Source organism: Pseudomonas sp. SF2, from assembly GCF_036858055.1.
GTDB lineage: Bacteria > Pseudomonadota > Gammaproteobacteria > Pseudomonadales > Pseudomonadaceae > Aquipseudomonas.
Map to the genome: position 1 here is coordinate 1 of NZ_JAMBDI010000016.1, position 17,683 is coordinate 17,683.

Genomic DNA, 17,683 nt, shown 5'->3' on the forward strand with positions numbered 1-17,683 from the left:
CGTACACCGCGAACACCGGCGCAGCCGGTGCCATCCACCGTGTTGTCTTCTTCGCGGGCACGCCCGCTCCCACAGGATTCGCCACCTGAAAACGAAAAAGCCCGGCACGAGGCCGGGCTTTTTCCTGTCAGGCAATTGCCAATCAGTTGCCGTAAACCGGCAGCTTCTTGCAGATAGCCTTGACCTTCTCACGTACTGCGTCGATCACCGCTTCGTTGTTCAGGTCAGCCAGGATGTCGCAGATCCAGCCAGCCAGCTCGCGGCACTCGGCTTCCTTGAAACCACGGGTGGTAACGGCTGGGGTGCCGAAACGCAGGCCCGAGGTGACGAACGGAGAACGTGGGTCGTTCGGTACCGAGTTCTTGTTGACGGTGATGAAGGCTTTGCCCAGGGCGGCGTCAGCGTCCTTACCGGAGATTTCCTGCTTGATCAGCGACAGCAGGAACAGGTGGTTCTGGGTGCCACCGGAAACCACGTCGAAACCACGCTCGATGAACACGCTGGCCATGGCCTGGGCGTTCTTCACCACTTGCTGCTGGTAAGCCTTGAACTCAGGCTGCAGGGCTTCCTTGAAGCAGATGGCCTTGGCAGCGATGACGTGCTCCAGCGGGCCACCCTGGGCGCCCGGGAAGACGGCGGAGTTCAGCTTCTTCTCGATCTCTTCGTTCTTGCGAGCGAGGATCAGGCCACCGCGCGGGCCGCGCAGGGTCTTGTGGGTGGTGGTGGTGACCACGTCGGCGAACGGAACCGGGTTCGGGTACACGCCAGCGGCAACCAGGCCGGCAACGTGGGCCATGTCGACGAACAGGTAGGCACCGACCTTGTCGGCGATGGCACGGAAGCGGGCGAAGTCCAGCACCTGCGAGTAGGCCGAGAAACCGGCAACGATCATCTTCGGCTTGTGCTCGACAGCCAGGCGCTCGACTTCGTCGTAGTCGATCAGGCCGTTGCTGTCGATGCCGTACTGGATGGCGTTGTACAGCTTGCCCGAAGAGCTGACGGAAGCACCGTGGGTCAGGTGGCCACCGTGGGCCAGGCTCATGCCCAGGATGGTGTCACCGGCCGACAGCAGGGCCAGGTAGACGGCAGCGTTGGCCTGGGAGCCGGCGTGCGGCTGGACGTTGGCGTAGTCGGCGCCGAACAGCTCCTTGGCACGGTCGATGGCCAGTTGCTCGACGACGTCGACGTACTCGCAACCACCGTAGTAGCGCTTGCCCGGGTAGCCTTCGGCGTACTTGTTGGTCAGGACCGAGCCCTGGGCCTCCATGACTGCCGGGCTGGTGTAGTTTTCCGAAGCGATCAGCTCGATATGCTCTTCCTGGCGCAGAGCTTCTTGCTGCATGGCTTCGAAGAGCTCGGCGTCGTACTTGGCAATGGTCAAATCACGGCTGAACATGGCGGTCCTCAAGGATCGGGGTGAATTGGGGGGGCATTCTAACCGATTGATTGGCGGCTGGCATATGAAGTGGCATCAAGTCGCGGACCAATGGGCCTCATGTTGTATCCCGCGCCGTGTCTGGGCTGGGCGGGAATCTGAGTTGACTCGCAGGTCCGTTTTTCTATCCGGCACTCAGCCATAACACCTTACCTGTGGGAGCACCGCAGGCAACCGGTCAATGGAACATGAACAAGGTCTCGTTGGCGAACTGCGCCTCGAACTGATTCGCCGGCATCGGCCGCCCGAACAGGTAGCCCTGCACTTCGTCGCAACCATGTTCGCGCAGGAACTCCAGCTGCTCGTGGGTCTCCACGCCTTCGGCGATCACCGCCAGGTTGAGGCTGTGGGCCATGGCGATGATCGCCCGGGCAATCTGTGCATCCTGCTCGCCTTCAGGCAGGCCGTCGACGAAGGTGCGGTCGATCTTCAACACGTCGATGGGGAACTGCTTGAGGTAGTTCAGCGATGAGTAGCCGGTGCCGAAGTCGTCCACCGCGATGCTCAGGCCGAGGTTTTTCAGGCTGGCGAGAATCTGCAGCGCTTCGTTCACTTCGCGCATCAGGATGCTTTCGGTCAGCTCCAGCTCCAGGCACGCCGGTGGCAGGCCGGTTTCTTCCAGAATGGTGGCGATACGCGTGCCCAGCTGGCCGTCGGAGAACTGCCGCGCCGAGATGTTCACCGACACCTTGGGCACGCGCACCTTGGCCTTGTGCCAGGCCTTGAGCTGGCGGCTGGCCTCGCGCAGCACCCAGTCGCCCACGTCCACCACCAGGCCCAGCTCTTCGATCACCGGGATGAAGTCGCCCGGCGGCACCAGGCCGCGGGTCGGGTGGCGCCAGCGCAGCAGGGCTTCGGCGCCGGTCAGGCGCTTGCCGTCGCCGCTGAACTGCGGCTGGTAGTAGAGGATGAACTCGTTCTGCTCCATGGCATGGCGCAGGTCGCTTTCCAGCTCCAGGCGTTCCAGGGCACTGGCGTTCATCTCGGCCTGGTAGAACTGGAAGTTGTTCTTGCCGCGTTCCTTGGCATGGTACATGGCGGTGTCGGCGTTTTTCATCAGCTGGCTCAGCTCGCTGCCATCCTGTGGGCTGAGGGCGATGCCGATACTGGCGGTGACGAAGAACTCGCGGTTTTCCAGCACGAACGGCCGCACCAGGCTGCCAAGAATGTTCTCGGCCACATGGATGGCGCGGTTGAGTGCCATCTCGCGAGTGGCGCGCGGTTGCAGCAGCAGGGTGAACTCGTCGCCGCCCATGCGCGCCACGGTGTCGTCGTTATCCACACAGGCCAGCAGGCGCTGGGCCATGTCCTTGAGCATGCGGTCGCCGGCGGCGTGGCCGAGGGAGTCGTTGATCGGCTTGAAGCGGTCCAGATCGAGGAACATCAGCACCACCCAGGCCTTTTGTCGCTCGGCCTGCTGCAAGGCGTTGTACAGGCGGTCCTGGAACAACGTACGGTTGGGCAGGTGGGTGAGGGCGTCGTAGTAGGCCAGGCGGTGGATGCGCTGTTCGCTGGCCTTGCGCTCGCTGATGTCGGTGAAGAAGCACACGTAGCTGGCCAGGTCGCCTTCGTCGTCCAGCACCGCGGTGATGCCGACCCAGGCCGGGTAGTGGTCGCCGTCGCGGCGCTTGAGCCACACCTCGCCCTCCCAGCTGCCGCGCTGGTGCAGCTGCTTGACCACATAGCGCAGGTGGCCCTCCTGCTGTTCGTCGACGGTGAGCAGGCCCGGCAACTGGTCGAGTACCTCGCTGACGGCGTAACCACTGACGCGGCTGAACGCTTCGTTGGCCTGGACGATATAGCCGGCCGGGTCGGTGATGAGGATCGCCGAGGTGGAGTGCTCGAATACCGTCGCGGCCATGCGCAGGTCTTTTTCGGCACGCCGTTGCTGGCTGATGTCGCGGCCCACCCCGAGCACGCCTTCGAAGCGCTCCTCATCGTCCCACACCAGTACCAGGCGCAGTTCGATGGGGATCTTGCGGCCATCGGCGCGCAGGCAGTCGAACAGGAACAACTGGGTCGGCAGCTGGCTGCGCAGCTGGGCCAGTTGGGCCGGGTCGCTCATGGCCTTGCTGACGCGCTCCATCAGGCTGTAGATGCCGGTGAGCTGGGCCGGGTTGGCGATGATCGACTGCCAGCCGTTGGCGAAGATCCAGTCGGCCTGGTAGCCCAGCACGCCCTGCACCGAGGGGCTGACGTAGTTGAGCTTGAGCAGGCTGTCGGTGGAGAAGATCACGTCGCTGATGCTTTCGGCGAGCATGCGGTAGCGCTGCTCGCTGTCGCGCAGCGACTGGCTGGCCTCGATCTGCACCGTCACGTCCTTGCCCACGCCGATGATGCGCGTCACCAGGCCATCGGCGTCACGGGTCAGCACTTGTTCGCGGATGTCGTAGCAGCGCCAGCCGCCATCACGGTGGCGGAAGCGCAGCTGGCAGTGCAGCGGTTGGTCATGGCCGCTGTCGCGCTGTTGCTGGCGCAGTGCCTGGTAGTGCGCCGCGTCCTCGGGGTGCAGCAGCAGTTCCCAGAAGCGGTCGCCCATTTGCGCCAGCTCGGTACGGTCGTAGCCCAGGGTCTGGCCAAGGTGGCGGTTGCTGAAGATCATCCGCTGGTTGAGCACGTCCTGTACGTACAGCTGGTCGGGCACGGTGCGCACCACGTCCGACCAGAAGCTTTCGCGCTCCAGCAGCGACAGTTCCACCTGCTTGCGGCTGGTGATGTCGCTGATGCTGAGGATGACCGCCTGGTAATCACGGCGCTGCTGCGGCAGGCGGGCCATCAGCCACAGGTGCAGCTCGCCACCCAGCGGCGCCGGCAGGCGCACTTCCAGTTCCAGCAGCGGGCGTTGCTCGATCAGCGCGTCGATCAACTGCATGCCGACGCTGTCGCGGCCATCGCCAGTGCCGTCGATCAGGCGCTGCCAGGCACCTTCGTGGCAGTCGATGTTCAACAACTGGCGGGCCACCTGGTTGATCTCGGTGATCTTCAGCTCCAGCAGCAGCGAGCGGCGCAGGGTCGGGTCCAGGGCCAGGCTGTGCTTGAGCGCGGCAGGGTTGCGCAGGTGGTAGCGGTCGAGTTTGCCGGGCAGGCTGGACAGGTCGAGCACGCACAAGGCCACGCCGGTGCCTTCGAAGATTTCCTGGTAGCGCCGGCGGTCTTCCTGTAGCGCCCGTTGGCGGCGGCGCATGTTGATCAGGGCCAGCACCGGCAGCAGGGCGCAGAACAGCACCAGCAGGCATTTGCCGAGCAGCGCCGGCAGCAGTTTCTGCTGGGCCCGCTTGGCGTCGAACAGGCCGCGCAGCTGCCAGGTACTGTTGTCGATGAAGGCCAGCATCACGCTTTGCAGCGGTTCGTTGCTGGTATCGGCCGGCGCATGGCTTTGCAGTACCTCGCCGTTGCGGCTGTTTTCCAGCAGCCACAGCGGGTGGCCGGCATCATTCAGGTGAAGGGTGAGGGTGCGGTAGTAGTCCGGCGACAGGCGTAGCAGCCAGTAGCCGCGGTCCTCTTCGGTGGCCTGACGTAACAACAGGTAGAGGGTGCGGTTGTCGGCCGAGTTGGTGAAGAAGTACGGGCGACCCTGGTTCAACCTGAATAGCTCGTCAAGCAACTGGCGGTCGGGGCTGCCGTCCAGGCTGTCGGCCTGCACCTGCCCGGCAGCGTCCAGCCAGGCCATGCTCTGCAGGGCCGGCAGGCGCTTGCGCAGAGTGCCCAGCAGGCTGGGCAGGGCCTTGGGTGGCGGTGCCTTGAGGTAGGGTTGCATCACATTCATGGCCTGCTGGGCCTTGAACGCCATGTTCAGGCTCAGGTGGTCGGCCTGTTCGGCGGCGGCGTCCAGGCTCTGTTTGCGCAGGTCGGCCTGGGTATGGTTGAACTGGGCGAACAATTGCCACAGCAGCAGGCCCAGCAGGATCAGGGCCAGCAGCGCCAGCGCACCCTTGATCGACCCGCGCAGCGAAGCGACGGGCGCCTGTGGCGCGGAACGCAATGACGACGGATGTGTAAGATTGGTCAAGCGTTGATCCTGCGATTGGGCTGGCGATGGCAGGGATGGATCATGCACGGTATGCGCCGGTGTCTGGTTGCCAGACCGCGGTGGTGCACTATAAGGCCGGACACCTGAAACGGGCTAGCATGCCTAGGATTATGGCAAAGTGCCAGTCCGCTGGACCGGTGGTGCCTGCCCGGTGGTTCGGCAAGCCCCTGCAACCTGTGCGAGAATAGCGCCTGCTTCAAATGACAACGCATCGGAGATGTTCGGTTTTGGTTACTCACTTTTCCACCAATGGCCTCGATTCCGCCTGTGGGCGCAGCAGTCAGACCCTTGTCAGCACTGCCGTGACCGAGGACGTATCCTGCAAGTCTTGCCAGCGTTCGCTGAGCAAACCCGAGGCGGCAGCTGTCGCCAAGAGCAAGAGCCCATCGCTGGCTGAACTGCGCAAGACCGCCAAGGCGGCGGCAGAGCCGGCAGTTGCCGTGGCCGAGGTCAAGCCGGCGGCCAAGGTCGTCAGCAGTGTGCCTGCGGCCGCCAAACCGGCCAAAGCTGTCGAGCAGCAGCCTGCTCGTAGCGGTGGCTTCAGCGTGAAGTCCGCCTGGGCCGCGCGCCTGGCCGAGCAGGGCGACCGCTGCCGCTTGCCGCGGGGTACGGCCAAGCAGCGTCACGTCTGAGCCCTCTTTGGCTGCTGTGCCAGCCCTTTCGCGGCTGAAGCCGCTCCCACAGGGATTATCACTGCCTACGAGCGCTGTGCAGTACCTGTGGGAGCGGCTTCAGCCGCGAAGAGGCCGGTACAGGCAATAGATTCCCCCCGATCCCATCCCCACCATCCGCCCCTCCTATGCAACGCTGCGCGTTGGCGTAGAATGGTCGACTTTGTTCAATGACACCCCGTAAATACATCACCCTGGCCAGCGCGCCGGGGCGATCGTCGATGTCTTTACCTATCTGATTAGAGGGCTTGGTTTTGGCTCAATACGTCTACACCATGCATCGGCTGAGCAAGGTCGTGCCGCCGAAGCGGGAAATTCTCAAGAACATTTCCCTGTCGTTCTTCCCGGGCGCCAAGATCGGCGTGCTCGGCCTGAACGGCGCCGGTAAATCGACCCTGCTGCGGATCATGGCGGGCGTCGACAAGGAATTCGACGGCGAAGCCCGTCCGATGCCCGACATCAACGTTGGCTACCTGCCGCAGGAACCGCAACTGGACCCGAACAAGTCGGTGCGCGAAGTGGTCGAGGAAGCGGTCAGCGTGATCAAGGACGCCCAGGCGCGCCTGGACGAGGTCTACGCGGCCTACGCCGAACCGGATGCCGACTTCGACAAGCTGGCCGCCGAGCAGGCCAAGCTGGAAGCCATCCTGCAGGCCGCCGACGGCCATAACCTGGAGCGCCAGCTGGACGTGGCCGCCGACGCCCTGCGCCTGCCGGCCTGGGACGCGCGCATCGAGCACCTGTCCGGTGGCGAGAAGCGCCGCGTGGCCCTGTGCCGCCTGCTGCTGTCGGCCCCCGACATGCTGCTGCTGGACGAACCGACCAACCACCTGGATGCCGACTCGGTAGCCTGGCTGGAGCGCTTCCTGCACGACTTCCCGGGCACCGTGGTAGCGATTACCCACGACCGTTACTTCCTCGACAACGTCGCCGGCTGGATCCTGGAACTGGACCGCGGCGCCGGCATCCCGTACGAAGGCAACTACTCGGGCTGGCTGGAAGCCAAGTCCGAGCGCCTGGCGCAGGAATCCAAGCAGCAGAGCGCCCACGAGAAGGCCATGAAAGAGGAACTGGAGTGGGTGCGCAAAGGCGCCAAGGCCCGCCAGTCCAAGTCCAAGGCCCGTCTGCAGCGCTTTGAAGAAATGCAGTCGCAGGAATTCCAGAAGCGCAGCGAAACCAACGAGATCTACATCCCGGCCGGTCCGCGCCTGGGCGACAAGGTCATCGAGTTCAAGAACGTCACCAAGGGCTACGGCGACCGCGTGCTGATCGACAACCTGTCGTTCTCCATGCCGAAAGGCGCCATCGTCGGTGTGATCGGTGGTAACGGTGCCGGTAAGTCGACCCTGTTCCGCATGCTGATGGGCAAGGAGCAGCCGGATTCGGGCAGCATCGAGATCGGTGAAACCGTGCAGCTGGCCTGCGTCGACCAGAGCCGCGAGGACCTGGACGGTGGCAAGACCGTGTTCCAGCAGGTTTCCGACGGTTCCGACGTGATCCGCATCGGCAACTACGAGATCCCGTCGCGTACCTACGTGGGCCGCTTCAACTTCAAGGGTGGCGACCAGCAGAAGTTCGTCAAGGACCTGTCCGGTGGTGAGCGTGGCCGCCTGCACCTGGCCCTGACCCTGAAGGAGGGCGGTAACGTCCTGCTGCTCGACGAACCGTCCAACGACCTCGACGTCGAAACCCTGCGTTCGCTGGAAGAAGCCCTGCTGGACTTCCCGGGCGCGGCAATCGTGATCTCCCACGACCGTTGGTTCCTGGACCGTGTGGCTACCCACATCCTGGCGTACGAAGACGACTCGAACGTGGTGTTCTTCGAGGGTAACTACACCGAGTACGAAGCCGACCGCAAGAAGCGCCTGGGCGATGCTGCTGCCCAGCCGCACCGTGTACGGCACAAGAAGCTGGCCCAGTAAGCCGGTGTTCTGATGCACAAGAATGGGGCCTATGCGGCCCCATTTTTGTGCCTGCTGGAAAGCGGCGTTGGCTTCTTCGCGGGTAAACCCGCTCCCACAGGGATACCTATAGCTCTCGGGCTTGCGCAGCTCCTCTGTGGGAGCGGGTTTACCCGCGAAGAAGCCAACACTGATTGCAAATTTGTATACAGTTATAGAAAACGCACCAAATAATTTCAAAAAAACGACATCGCGCCCTGTTCTAGTGCGATTGCTTCTTGGTACATTCCTGAAAAAAACCAATAAGTCCAATCCTCTTGGTGAGATGTCTACCATGATCGAATCTGTCGACAATTTCCTCGCGCGCCTGAAGCAACGCGACCCGGGCCAACCTGAATTCCACCAGGCGGTGGAAGAAGTGCTGCGCAGCCTGTGGCCGTTCCTCGAGGCCAACCCGCATTACCTGCAGGCCGGCATTCTGGAGCGCATGGTCGAGCCCGAGCGTGCCGTACTGTTCCGTGTGTCCTGGGTCGATGACCAGGGCAAGGTGCAGGTCAACCGCGGCTACCGCATCCAGATGAGCAGCGCCATCGGCCCTTACAAGGGTGGCCTGCGCTTCCACCCGTCGGTCAACCTGGGCGTGCTCAAGTTCCTGGCCTTCGAGCAGGTGTTCAAGAACTCCCTCACCTCGCTGCCCATGGGCGGCGGCAAAGGCGGCTCGGACTTCGACCCCAAAGGCAAGAGCGACGCCGAAGTCATGCGCTTCTGCCAGGCGTTCATGAGCGAGCTGTACCGCCACATCGGCGCTGACCTGGACGTCCCTGCCGGCGACATCGGCGTGGGTGCCCGCGAAATCGGCTTCATGTTTGGCCAGTACAAGCGCCTGGCCAACCAGTTCACCTCGGTGCTGACCGGCAAGGGCATGACCTACGGCGGCAGCCTGATCCGCCCGGAGGCCACCGGCTACGGCTGCGTGTACTTCGCCGAAGAAATGCTCAAGCGCCAGGACAAGCGTATCGATGGCTGCCGCGTGGCGATTTCCGGCTCGGGTAACGTGGCCCAGTATGCCGCGCGCAAGGTCATGGACCTGGGTGGCAAGGTGATTTCGCTGTCCGACTCCGAAGGCACCCTGTACGCCGAAGCCGGCCTGACCGATGCCCAGTGGGATGCGGTGATGGCGCTGAAGAACGTCAAGCGTGGCCGCATCAGCGAACTGGCCGCGCAGTTCGGCCTGGAGTTCCGCAAGGGCCAGACTCCGTGGAGCCTGCCGTGCGACATCGCCCTGCCGTGTGCCACGCAGAACGAACTAGGCGCCGAAGACGCCCGCACCTTGCTGCGTAATGGCTGCATCTGCGTGGCTGAAGGCGCCAACATGCCGACCACCCTGGAGGCTGTGGACATCTTCCTGGAAGCCGGCATCCTGTATGCCCCGGGCAAGGCCTCCAACGCCGGCGGCGTGGCCGTGTCGGGCCTGGAGATGTCGCAGAACGCCATGCGCCTGCTGTGGACTGCCGGTGAGGTGGACAGCAAGCTGCACCACATCATGCAGTCGATTCACCATGCTTGCGTGCATTACGGTGAAGAGGCGGATGGCAGCATCAACTACGTCAAAGGTGCGAACATCGCGGGCTTCGTGAAAGTGGCAGATGCGATGCTGGCGCAGGGCGTCGTTTGATCTGAGGCCGTTGGGGCCGCTTTGCGGCCCTTTCGCGACACAAGGCCGCTCCCACAGGGAATTGCGTACTCCTGTGGGAGCGGCCTTGTGTCGCGATGGGCTGCAAAGCAGCCCCCAGGTCCCTCAATCTTCACCAAAAACCTCAACCACTTCGATGACCTGCTCCCCCACCGGCCGCCGCCAGACCACCTCATCCCCAGGCCCCGCCCCGAGCAAAGCCCGCCCCAGCGGCGAACCCCAGTTGATCAACCCCCGCCCGGCATCTGCCTCATCCTCGCCCACCAGCCGCACCACATGTTCCTGGTCCTGCGCATCGACAAACCGCACCCGGCTACCAATCTGCACCTTGCTGCGCGACGTCGCTGCCGGCACCACCTGGGCGCTCTGCACCCGCGCGCTGAAGTAACGCAGGTCCCGTTCGGTATCTGCCAGCCGTTGCTTGTCGCCACGTTCGCCCTGTGCCTGCAGTTCGCCGCGCAGGGCATTCAGCTCGGCCACGCGTGCCTGCAGCTGGCGCAGGCCACTGGCGGTGACGTAGTTGGGTTGTTCGCTGACCCGTCGCTCAACCGGCTGGTCAGCCTGGGCGGCGGCCTGGTCTTCGTTGACGAATGCTCGGCTCATGCGTGGCCTCCTTGTGCAGGAGACCATCATCGCAGGCCGCCAGTTTCAAGAGATGTCCGTTTACGACTCAGTTGTGACGATAGGCGCGTGCGGCGTCGCGGTCCTTTTCCTGCTCCCAGTCGCGCTCGCGCTGGTCCCAGAAGCGTTCGTGGTACTGGCGCTGTTCTTCGCTGTCCTGCATGGCGTGGCACTGGCGAAAGCCGTCGTCCCAGCCGCTTTCGTACTGACGCTCGTGCAGGTAGCGCGGCACGTCCTTGCGAAAGCCGCCAACCATCAGCCCGGCTGCCTGGCGGCCGCTGCTGCAGCCGTCCTGGAAGCCATCGGCGTAGGCAGGGGGATAACCCTGGTTGACCATTTGCTCGTGGGTGGTTTCGCAACCCGACAGCAACAACGCCATGCACACGCCGAACCAGTACCGCGACATAACCACAAAACCCTCCGGTTGATACTGGAAAGTCTAGGTGGCGATTTGTCGGGGAGCCGTCAAAACAGTGTCAAAGAGTTGGTTGGTTCACATTGCTCTGCTGACTTCACTGGCCCATTCGCGGGCGCGCCCGCTCCCACAGGATCACCACAGGATTCGAGGCCTGTGCAGTACCTGTGGGAGCGGGCATGCCCGCGAAAGGCCGCAAAGCGGCCTCAGTAGTGGTACCACTTCAACTCAAGCATCACCTCGTTCTGCGCCGTAGCCAGCTGGCTGAACTCCCGCGAAGCACTCAGCCGCACCCCCAGGTTCTGGCTGATCTCCCACTGCTGGTTCAAGCTCACACTGCGCCGCACTTCGCCATTGGTGAAATAATCGCCCTTGGCCTCCAGTGTCATGTTGCCCAGCCCGTTGCGCCACAGCAGCCCGCCATTGAAGCCTGCCGCCGGGGCAATGAACTGGGCAAAATCATTGTGGTGCTCGACCCGCACCGTGCCCAGGGCAAAGCCCAGCAACCCGTCGGCCAGTTGCCAGGTGCCGCCGGCCCCGCCGTTCACATGGCTCACCAGCACCTCGTCATCATGCTTGCCCGGCACCTGCTCCAGCCCGCCGGCCACCTGCCACGACCAGGGCTTGAGCAGTTCGTTGCGCGGCGTCAGCGAGCGGATGGTGGCCAGGTCCAGGCGTTGTACCTGCCAGTCGTTACCCTCGTACTGGCGCAGCTTCAGCTGCAGGATCTCGATCTGCGCCCCCAGCGGGAAGCCATAGGCGTTGTCATTCAGGTCGTGATAGGCCATGCGCAGGCCGTACTCGGCGTAGGCGCGGTCTTCGCGGGTGCCCACGCCCAGCTGCCAGGTGCGCGAGTCGTGGCCGTCCTCGGGCAGGCCCGGGCGCTCGATCTGCAGGGGCGGTGGCGGGTTGCTGTTGATCGCTCGCAGCAGTTCGAAGCTGCGCTTGGCCTGCCCAGGGTCGCGCGCCTGGCCATTTGCGCGGTAACGCTCCAGGCGGTACGCGGCATCCTGCACCAGCGCCTGGCGCTCGCGGGGGAGGGCCTTGAATTCAGGGCTCTGCAGTTGTGCGGTGTCGGCGCTTACCGCCAGCACCTGGCGCTTTTCGCCGTGATCGAGTGGCTCTGCCCGGGCCAGCAGCTCACGTTCGCGCGAGGGGCGGTACGTCTCGCTGGCGACCATGCCGGACTGTTTCACGGCCTTCACCGTGTCGGTCGGGATGGCGGTCAGCGGGAACTGCGAGGTCAGGTCCAGGCTCGGCCGGGCCACCTGCAGCAGCTCCAGCAGGCGATACGAGCAGTTTTCGTCGAAGAAGAAGTAGTCGAACTGGATCTGCTTCAACTCCCACACATGCTCGACCATGCGCCCGGTTTCTTCCGGGGTCAGGTCCAGCTGGTACTCCCACAGGTCGCGGTTTTCCAGGCTGCGGTATTCGGACAGTTTTTCCTGGTAGGGCATCAGCGCGAACAGGCCCGGGTAGCCACCCATCAGGCCCTTCCAGGCGTACAGGATGCTGTTGTCGCTGCCTTCGATATAGGCGCCAAAGTTGATCGCGTAGCTCAGCAACGTGGTGTCGTCGCTGCGGGTATTGGACTGGTCGATGCGCAGCAGGGTGTGGCCGAACATCGATGACGGGCTGTTCAGGTAGGCCGCCGGGAAGATCAGCGCCGCACTGTGCGGGTCGATCGACTGGTACCAGGTGGCGAACTCCTGGCAGTCCGGTTGCGGCAAATCGCGCAGGTCGAGCTGTTCGCGCAGCCAGCGGGTGCGCGCCGGGAACACGCACTGGGCGTGCTTGTCGCCGAGGTTGGCCGGGGCGTACAGCGCTTCGACCGTGGCTTGCAGCTCCTGGTCGGGGTGGTGCGCGCCGTCCTTGGCGAGGAAGAACGCATCATCGTCCACATAGCTGCGCCAGCCGCCCAGCTTGGCGGTTTCGTAATGGCCCAGGGCAATCCAGTAAGGGGTGTTGGCCAGTTGCTGGACACGGCCTTGGTCCAGCGCGGGCGCGGCATGAACAGGGGCGCAGGCACACAGCGCCAGGGATATGAAGCGTTTGAGCATATCGGGCAACTACTTCTTGACGATGCCGAAAAAAAGGCGAAACCCGCCCCGGAGCCGGGGCGGGAGCAACCGCACTTAGGCCTCGGTAGCGTATTTGGCCAGGCGTGGGTCGTTCTTCAGAACGGCCAGGGTGTTGCTGTGGACCGTTTCGGCAGTGACGTCGGCACTGCTGAAGATCTGGTTGAAGTGCTGGTGGGTGACCGATGCGAAGTAGCCGCGGTCTTCCGGGGCCACGCCGAGAACCACGGCATAGGTGGTCAGTGCTTCGCCCTGGCCCATGGCCATGTCTTCGGACAGTTCATTCATCATGCCGTTCATGGCGAACCAGGACTTGCCGCCATAGGTCAGCGACGCCTTGGTCGAGCAGCCGTTGGTGCCCGAAGTCATGCCGAAGGTGGCGTTACCGGAGGTGCCGTTGGTGGTGGAAGCCAGGAAGTGTGCCGGCGTGCCGCGCTGGCCTTCGAACAGCATGTTGCCCCAGCCGCAGTTCGGGCCGCCTGGCGCTTCGGCCATTGCATTGAGTGAGGCCACGGTGAACAGAGTACCCAGAAGAATCCGTTTCATAGCATTTGTTCTCTATTTGACTTAACCAAGGGTCAGGGTTTCTGGCAACTCGGTTGCCAGGTCGGGAAAGCGTTTCACCCACCCGCGCAGCTTGGAGTTTAGGCACGATCTAAGAGTTGCGTTGTTGATTGCGAAAAATTTGCTGTTACATGTCCCGCTCAGGCTGCGACATAAAGTCTTGTGGAGCCTTGCAAGGCGCGCGCGGGCAGCGCCAGAATGCTGCGTATCTGCCCCGCCGAAGTAAGGAAACCCAATGCCCGATCCTGTCGCTGCGCGCCTGCGTCTCGCGCCTGAAGCCCTGACCCGGCGTTTCTCCCCCGAGCAGTTTGCTTTTACCCATACCGACGATCTGGAGCCGTTTCGCGGAGTCCTGGGCCAGGAGCGTGCTGTCGAGGCCCTGCAGTTTGGCGTGGCCATGCCGCGCCCCGGTTACAACGTGTACGTGATGGGCGAGCCTGGCACCGGCCGCTTCTCGTTCGTCAAGCGCTACCTCAAGGCCGAGGGCAAGCGCCAGCAGACCCCGGCCGACTGGCTCTACGTCAACCACTTCGATGACACCCGCGAGCCGCGCGCGCTGGAATTGCCGTCCGGCAGCGCCGGGGCGTTCATCGCCGACATGAACGGGCTGATCGACAACCTGTTGTCGACCTTCCCGGCGGTGTTCGAGCATCCGTCGTACCAGCAGAAAAAGGGCGCTATCGACCGCGCCTTCAACCAGCGTTACGACCGCGCCCTGGATGTGATCGAGCGCGCCTCGCTGGAAAAGGACGTGGCCCTGTACCGCGACGCCAGCAACGTTGCCTTCACCCCGATGGCCGACGGCAAGGCGCTGGATGAAGCCGAATTCGCCCAGTTGCCGGAAGAGGTGCGCGAGCAGTTCCACGAGGATATCGCCCTGCTCGAGGAGCGCCTGAACGAAGAGCTGGCCAGCCTGCCGCAATGGAAACGCGAGTCGAACAACCAGCTGCGCCAACTCAACGAAGAAACCATCACCCTGGCCCTGCAGCCTTTGCTGGCGCCACTGTCGGAAAAGTACGCCGAGAACGCTGCGGTCTGTGCCTACCTGCAGTCGGTGCAGCTGAACCTGCTGCGTACCGTGGTCGAGCAACTGGTCGACGACAGCAAGACCGACGCCGCCGCGCGCAAGCTGCTGGAAGAGCAGTACGCCCCAAGCCTTGTGGTCGGCCACCACGCCGACGGCGGTGCGCCGGTGGTGTTCGAGCCGCACCCGACCTACGACAACCTGTTTGGCCGTATCGAATACAGCACCGACCAGGGCGCGCTGTACACCTCGTACCGCCAGCTGCGCCCGGGTGCGCTGCACCGGGCCAACGGCGGCTTCCTGATTCTGGAAGCCGAGAAGATGCTGGGCGAACCGTTCGTATGGGACGCGCTCAAGCGTGCGCTGCAGTCGCGCAAGTTGAAGATGGAATCGCCACTGGGCGAGCTGGGCCGGGTGGCCACCGTCAGCCTGACGCCGCAGATGATCCCGCTGAACATCAAGCTGGTCATCATCGGTTCGCGCCAGCTGTACTACGCGCTGCAGGACCACGACCCGGACTTCCAGGAGATGTTCCGGGTACTGGTGGACTTCGACGAAGACATGCCCATGGTCGACGAGAACCTGGAGCAGTTTGCCCAGCTGTTGCGCACCCGTACCAACGAAGAGGGCATGGCGCCACTGACCAGTGACGCGGTGGCGCGCCTGGCCACCTACAGCGCCCGTCTGGCAGAAAACCAGTCGCGTCTGTCGGCCCGTATCGGCGACCTGTTCCAACTGGTCAGCGAAGCCGATTTCATCCGCCAGCTGGCCAGTGACGAAATGACCGACGCCGGGCACATCGAGCGTGCGCTCAAGGCCAAGGCCACCCGCACCGGGCGTGTTTCGCAGCGGGTGCTGGACGACATGCTCGCCGGCATCATCCTGATCGACACCGAAGGCGCGGCCATCGGCAAGTGCAACGGCCTGACCGTGCTGGAAGTGGGGGATTCGGCGTTCGGCATGCCGGCGCGTATCTCCGCCACCGTGTACCCGGGCGGCAGCGGTATCGTCGACATCGAGCGTGAGGTCAACCTCGGCCAGCCGATCCACTCCAAGGGCGTGATGATCCTCACCGGTTACCTGGGCAGCCGCTATGCCCAGGAGTTCCCGCTGGCGATCTCGGCGAGCATCGCTCTGGAGCAATCCTACGGCTATGTGGACGGTGACAGCGCCTCGCTGGGCGAGGCCTGCACGCTGATCTCGGCCTTGTCGCGCACGCCGCTCAAGCAGTGCTTCGCCATTACCGGCTCGATCAACCAGTTTGGTGAAGTGCAGGCAGTGGGCGGGGTCAACGAGAAGATCGAGGGCTTCTTCCGTCTGTGCGAGGCGCGTGGCCTGACCGGTGAGCAGGGGGTGATCATCCCGCGTGCCAACGTTGCCACGCTGATGCTCGACGAGCGCGTGCTGCAGGCGGTGGAGAACGGCATGTTCCACGTGTATGCGGTCAGCCAGGCCGACGAGGCGTTGAGCCTGCTGGTGGGCGAGGAGGCCGGGGTGCTGGATGACAAGGGCCAGTTCACTGAAGGCAGCGTCAACGCTAGGGTGGTGGAGCGCCTGCGTGAGATCGCCGAGATGATCAGTGAGGAAGAAGTCGAGAAGGCGGAGAAGGAACGCCTGGAAGAGGTGATTGCCCAGGCCAAGCCGGCCTGAGTCAAGAAACCGGCGCTGGCGGCGATGTGCTACCGTTCAGCGCCGGTTTTCCATCTTTCGGTACTGTTCTTCTATGCTGGAACTTAAGGACGGTATTAGCGTTCAGGATGGAAACAGCCTGAGGTCCAGGCTGAACAAGGCTTATTGGAGGGGGCGCGGCCATGCGCAATCTCAGCCTCACACGCCAGTGCCTGGGCCTGGTGACCCGCATCGAATGCAGCATCCGTCCGCTGGCCGGGGACAACGGCATGTGGACGCTGCTGTTCGCCGCCGGCATGGCCGGTGAACAACCCTCCGCCATCAAGGCCCAAGGGCCGTTCCATGGGCCGCTGGTGGCCGAATCGGTGCTCAATGCCATTGTCGACAGCCTGACCTTGCATGGGTATCAGGTGGCCGAGGATCCGCAGATCTGGTGTTTGCATCTGCAGGCGCAGTTGCGGCGGATCAATGGCGAGCGGTGCCGGAACCTGGGGGATTACCAGTTTCATCCTGAGACTTGATTGAGGCCGGGGGCTGCATGGCAGCCCCCGGGCTTTTGCTGTAACAGGTGGCTGGCTATACTCGCCGTCGCTTTTTTAGTCACCTGATGAGTCCCAATCCTCCATGGAACGTATCCTCGAAAACGCGATGTATGCCTCTCGCTGGCTGCTCGCCCCCATCTACTTCGGCCTGTCCCTCGGCCTGCTGGCCCTGGCGCTCAAGTTCTTCCAGGAAGTGGTCCACGTCCTGCCCAACGTCTTCGCCCTGAGCGAAGCCGACCTGATCCTGGTGATCCTGTCGCTGATCGACATGTCGCTGGTGGGTGGCCTGCTGGTGATGGTGATGATCTCGGGCTACGAGAACTTCGTCTCGCAACTGGACATCGACGAGAGCAAGGAAAAGCTCAACTGGCTGGGCAAGATGGATTCTTCGTCGCTGAAGATGAAGGTTGCCGCGTCGATCGTGGCCATTTCGTCCATCCACCTGCTGCGGGTGTTCATGGACGCGCAGAACATCTCCACCGATTACCTGATGTGGTACGTGATCATCCACATGACCTTTGTGGTCTCGGCATTCTGCATGGGCTACCTGGACAAACTGACCAAGCACTGAGCCTGACTGGCCTCTTCGCAATCCCTGTGGGAGCGGGCAAGCCCGCGAAGAGGCCAGCACGGTCCAACTGACGAGCGGCGTCAGTCATGCCTTGTGCATTCTCCCTTTCTGTAGAAAAAATGAGCTCTCATGCGTGGTTCCCATCGCGAGGTGCTCTCATGAACCTGCATCAGCTCAATACCGAGGCCAGGGCTGGCCATGTCGACGAACTGAACCTGATCGCCATCGAAGGCGGTGACTACCTGCTCGAGGCCCGGATCAAAGGCCACCCCCATCCCCTGTCAGACACCCGTGGTGAACGCTTGCGCGTGCATTCGGTGGAGGATGCGCGCAAGTTGCTGCAAACCATCCCCATGGTTTCGATGAACCTGGTGCATTGGTCGGTGCAGGACGAAATGTGCGGTATGGGCACGCACCCGGAAGAAGACTTGAAGGTGCCGATTTCCCAGCGCTCGGCCTGGTAGCTGCTCGCAGCGCCCCAGTGTGCTAGGCTGCTCGCCCTTTTCATC

General features: G+C 63.4%; 13 protein-coding genes. 7 read left to right on the forward strand and 6 right to left on the reverse strand.

Going from position 1 to position 17,683, the window contains the following annotated elements:
* Positions 1–142: 142 nt before the first annotated feature.
* Positions 143–1,396, reverse strand: coding sequence for a serine hydroxymethyltransferase (gene glyA / locus M2S36_RS11205; protein WP_003256308.1), 1,254 nt, complete (start codon positions 1,394–1,396; stop codon positions 143–145).
* A 217-nt stretch (positions 1,397–1,613) separates the two neighbouring features.
* Complete coding sequence (locus tag M2S36_RS11210; protein ID WP_207835661.1) at positions 1,614–5,444, reverse strand: sensor domain-containing protein; 3,831 nt, start codon at positions 5,442–5,444, stop codon at positions 1,614–1,616.
* Between the two features lie 248 nt (positions 5,445–5,692).
* Here M2S36_RS11210 and M2S36_RS11215 point away from each other — a divergent pair, with 248 nt between their 5' ends.
* The 3 genes from M2S36_RS11215 to gdhA all read left to right on the forward strand — a co-directional run bounded on the left by M2S36_RS11215 (position 5,693) and on the right by gdhA (position 9,712).
* Positions 5,693–6,097, forward strand: coding sequence for a hypothetical protein (locus M2S36_RS11215; RefSeq protein WP_207835664.1), 405 nt, complete (start codon positions 5,693–5,695; stop codon positions 6,095–6,097).
* Positions 6,098–6,390: 293 nt separating this feature from the next.
* Positions 6,391–8,058: an energy-dependent translational throttle protein EttA gene (gene ettA / locus M2S36_RS11220; protein WP_087502930.1), complete on the forward strand. Its 1,668-nt coding sequence runs from the start codon at positions 6,391–6,393 to the stop codon at positions 8,056–8,058.
* 313 nt (positions 8,059–8,371) lie between these two features.
* Entirely contained in the window at positions 8,372–9,712 is a 1,341-nt protein-coding gene (gene gdhA, locus M2S36_RS11225; RefSeq protein WP_207835667.1) for an NADP-specific glutamate dehydrogenase, read from the forward strand.
* 123 nt (positions 9,713–9,835) lie between these two features.
* Here gdhA and M2S36_RS11230 read toward each other — a convergent pair whose 3' ends face one another.
* From M2S36_RS11230 to M2S36_RS11245, 4 genes are all read right to left on the reverse strand, one after another.
* Positions 9,836–10,333 carry a GreA/GreB family elongation factor gene (locus tag M2S36_RS11230; protein WP_241106244.1) on the reverse strand — a complete coding sequence of 166 codons (498 nt, stop codon included), beginning with the start codon at positions 10,331–10,333 and terminating at the stop codon, positions 9,836–9,838.
* Between the two features lie 67 nt (positions 10,334–10,400).
* Entirely contained in the window at positions 10,401–10,757 is a 357-nt protein-coding gene (locus M2S36_RS11235; protein ID WP_207832339.1) for a hypothetical protein, read from the reverse strand.
* A 215-nt stretch (positions 10,758–10,972) separates the two neighbouring features.
* A complete protein-coding gene (locus M2S36_RS11240; protein WP_233688089.1) occupies positions 10,973–12,826 on the reverse strand; it encodes an Lnb N-terminal periplasmic domain-containing protein in 1,854 nt (617 codons plus the stop codon).
* A gap of 75 nt (positions 12,827–12,901) precedes the next feature.
* Complete coding sequence (locus tag M2S36_RS11245; protein ID WP_063911184.1) at positions 12,902–13,390, reverse strand: DUF3015 domain-containing protein; 489 nt, start codon at positions 13,388–13,390, stop codon at positions 12,902–12,904.
* 253 nt (positions 13,391–13,643) lie between these two features.
* Here M2S36_RS11245 and M2S36_RS11250 point away from each other — a divergent pair, with 253 nt between their 5' ends.
* The 4 genes from M2S36_RS11250 (at position 13,644) to M2S36_RS11265 (ending at position 17,638) form a co-directional block, all read left to right on the forward strand.
* Complete coding sequence (locus tag M2S36_RS11250) at positions 13,644–16,082, forward strand: Lon protease family protein (protein WP_063911185.1); 2,439 nt, start codon at positions 13,644–13,646, stop codon at positions 16,080–16,082.
* Positions 16,083–16,243: 161 nt separating this feature from the next.
* Entirely contained in the window at positions 16,244–16,582 is a 339-nt protein-coding gene (locus M2S36_RS11255) for a PA4575 family protein (protein ID WP_003247487.1), read from the forward strand.
* Between the two features lie 103 nt (positions 16,583–16,685).
* Positions 16,686–17,174 carry a TIGR00645 family protein gene (locus tag M2S36_RS11260; protein ID WP_003247486.1) on the forward strand — a complete coding sequence of 163 codons (489 nt, stop codon included), beginning with the start codon at positions 16,686–16,688 and terminating at the stop codon, positions 17,172–17,174.
* A gap of 158 nt (positions 17,175–17,332) precedes the next feature.
* Positions 17,333–17,638 (forward strand): DUF6482 family protein, encoded by a 306-nt coding sequence (locus M2S36_RS11265; protein ID WP_013970818.1) that lies wholly within the window; start codon positions 17,333–17,335, stop codon positions 17,636–17,638.
* The last annotated feature ends 45 nt before the right edge of the window (positions 17,639–17,683 follow it).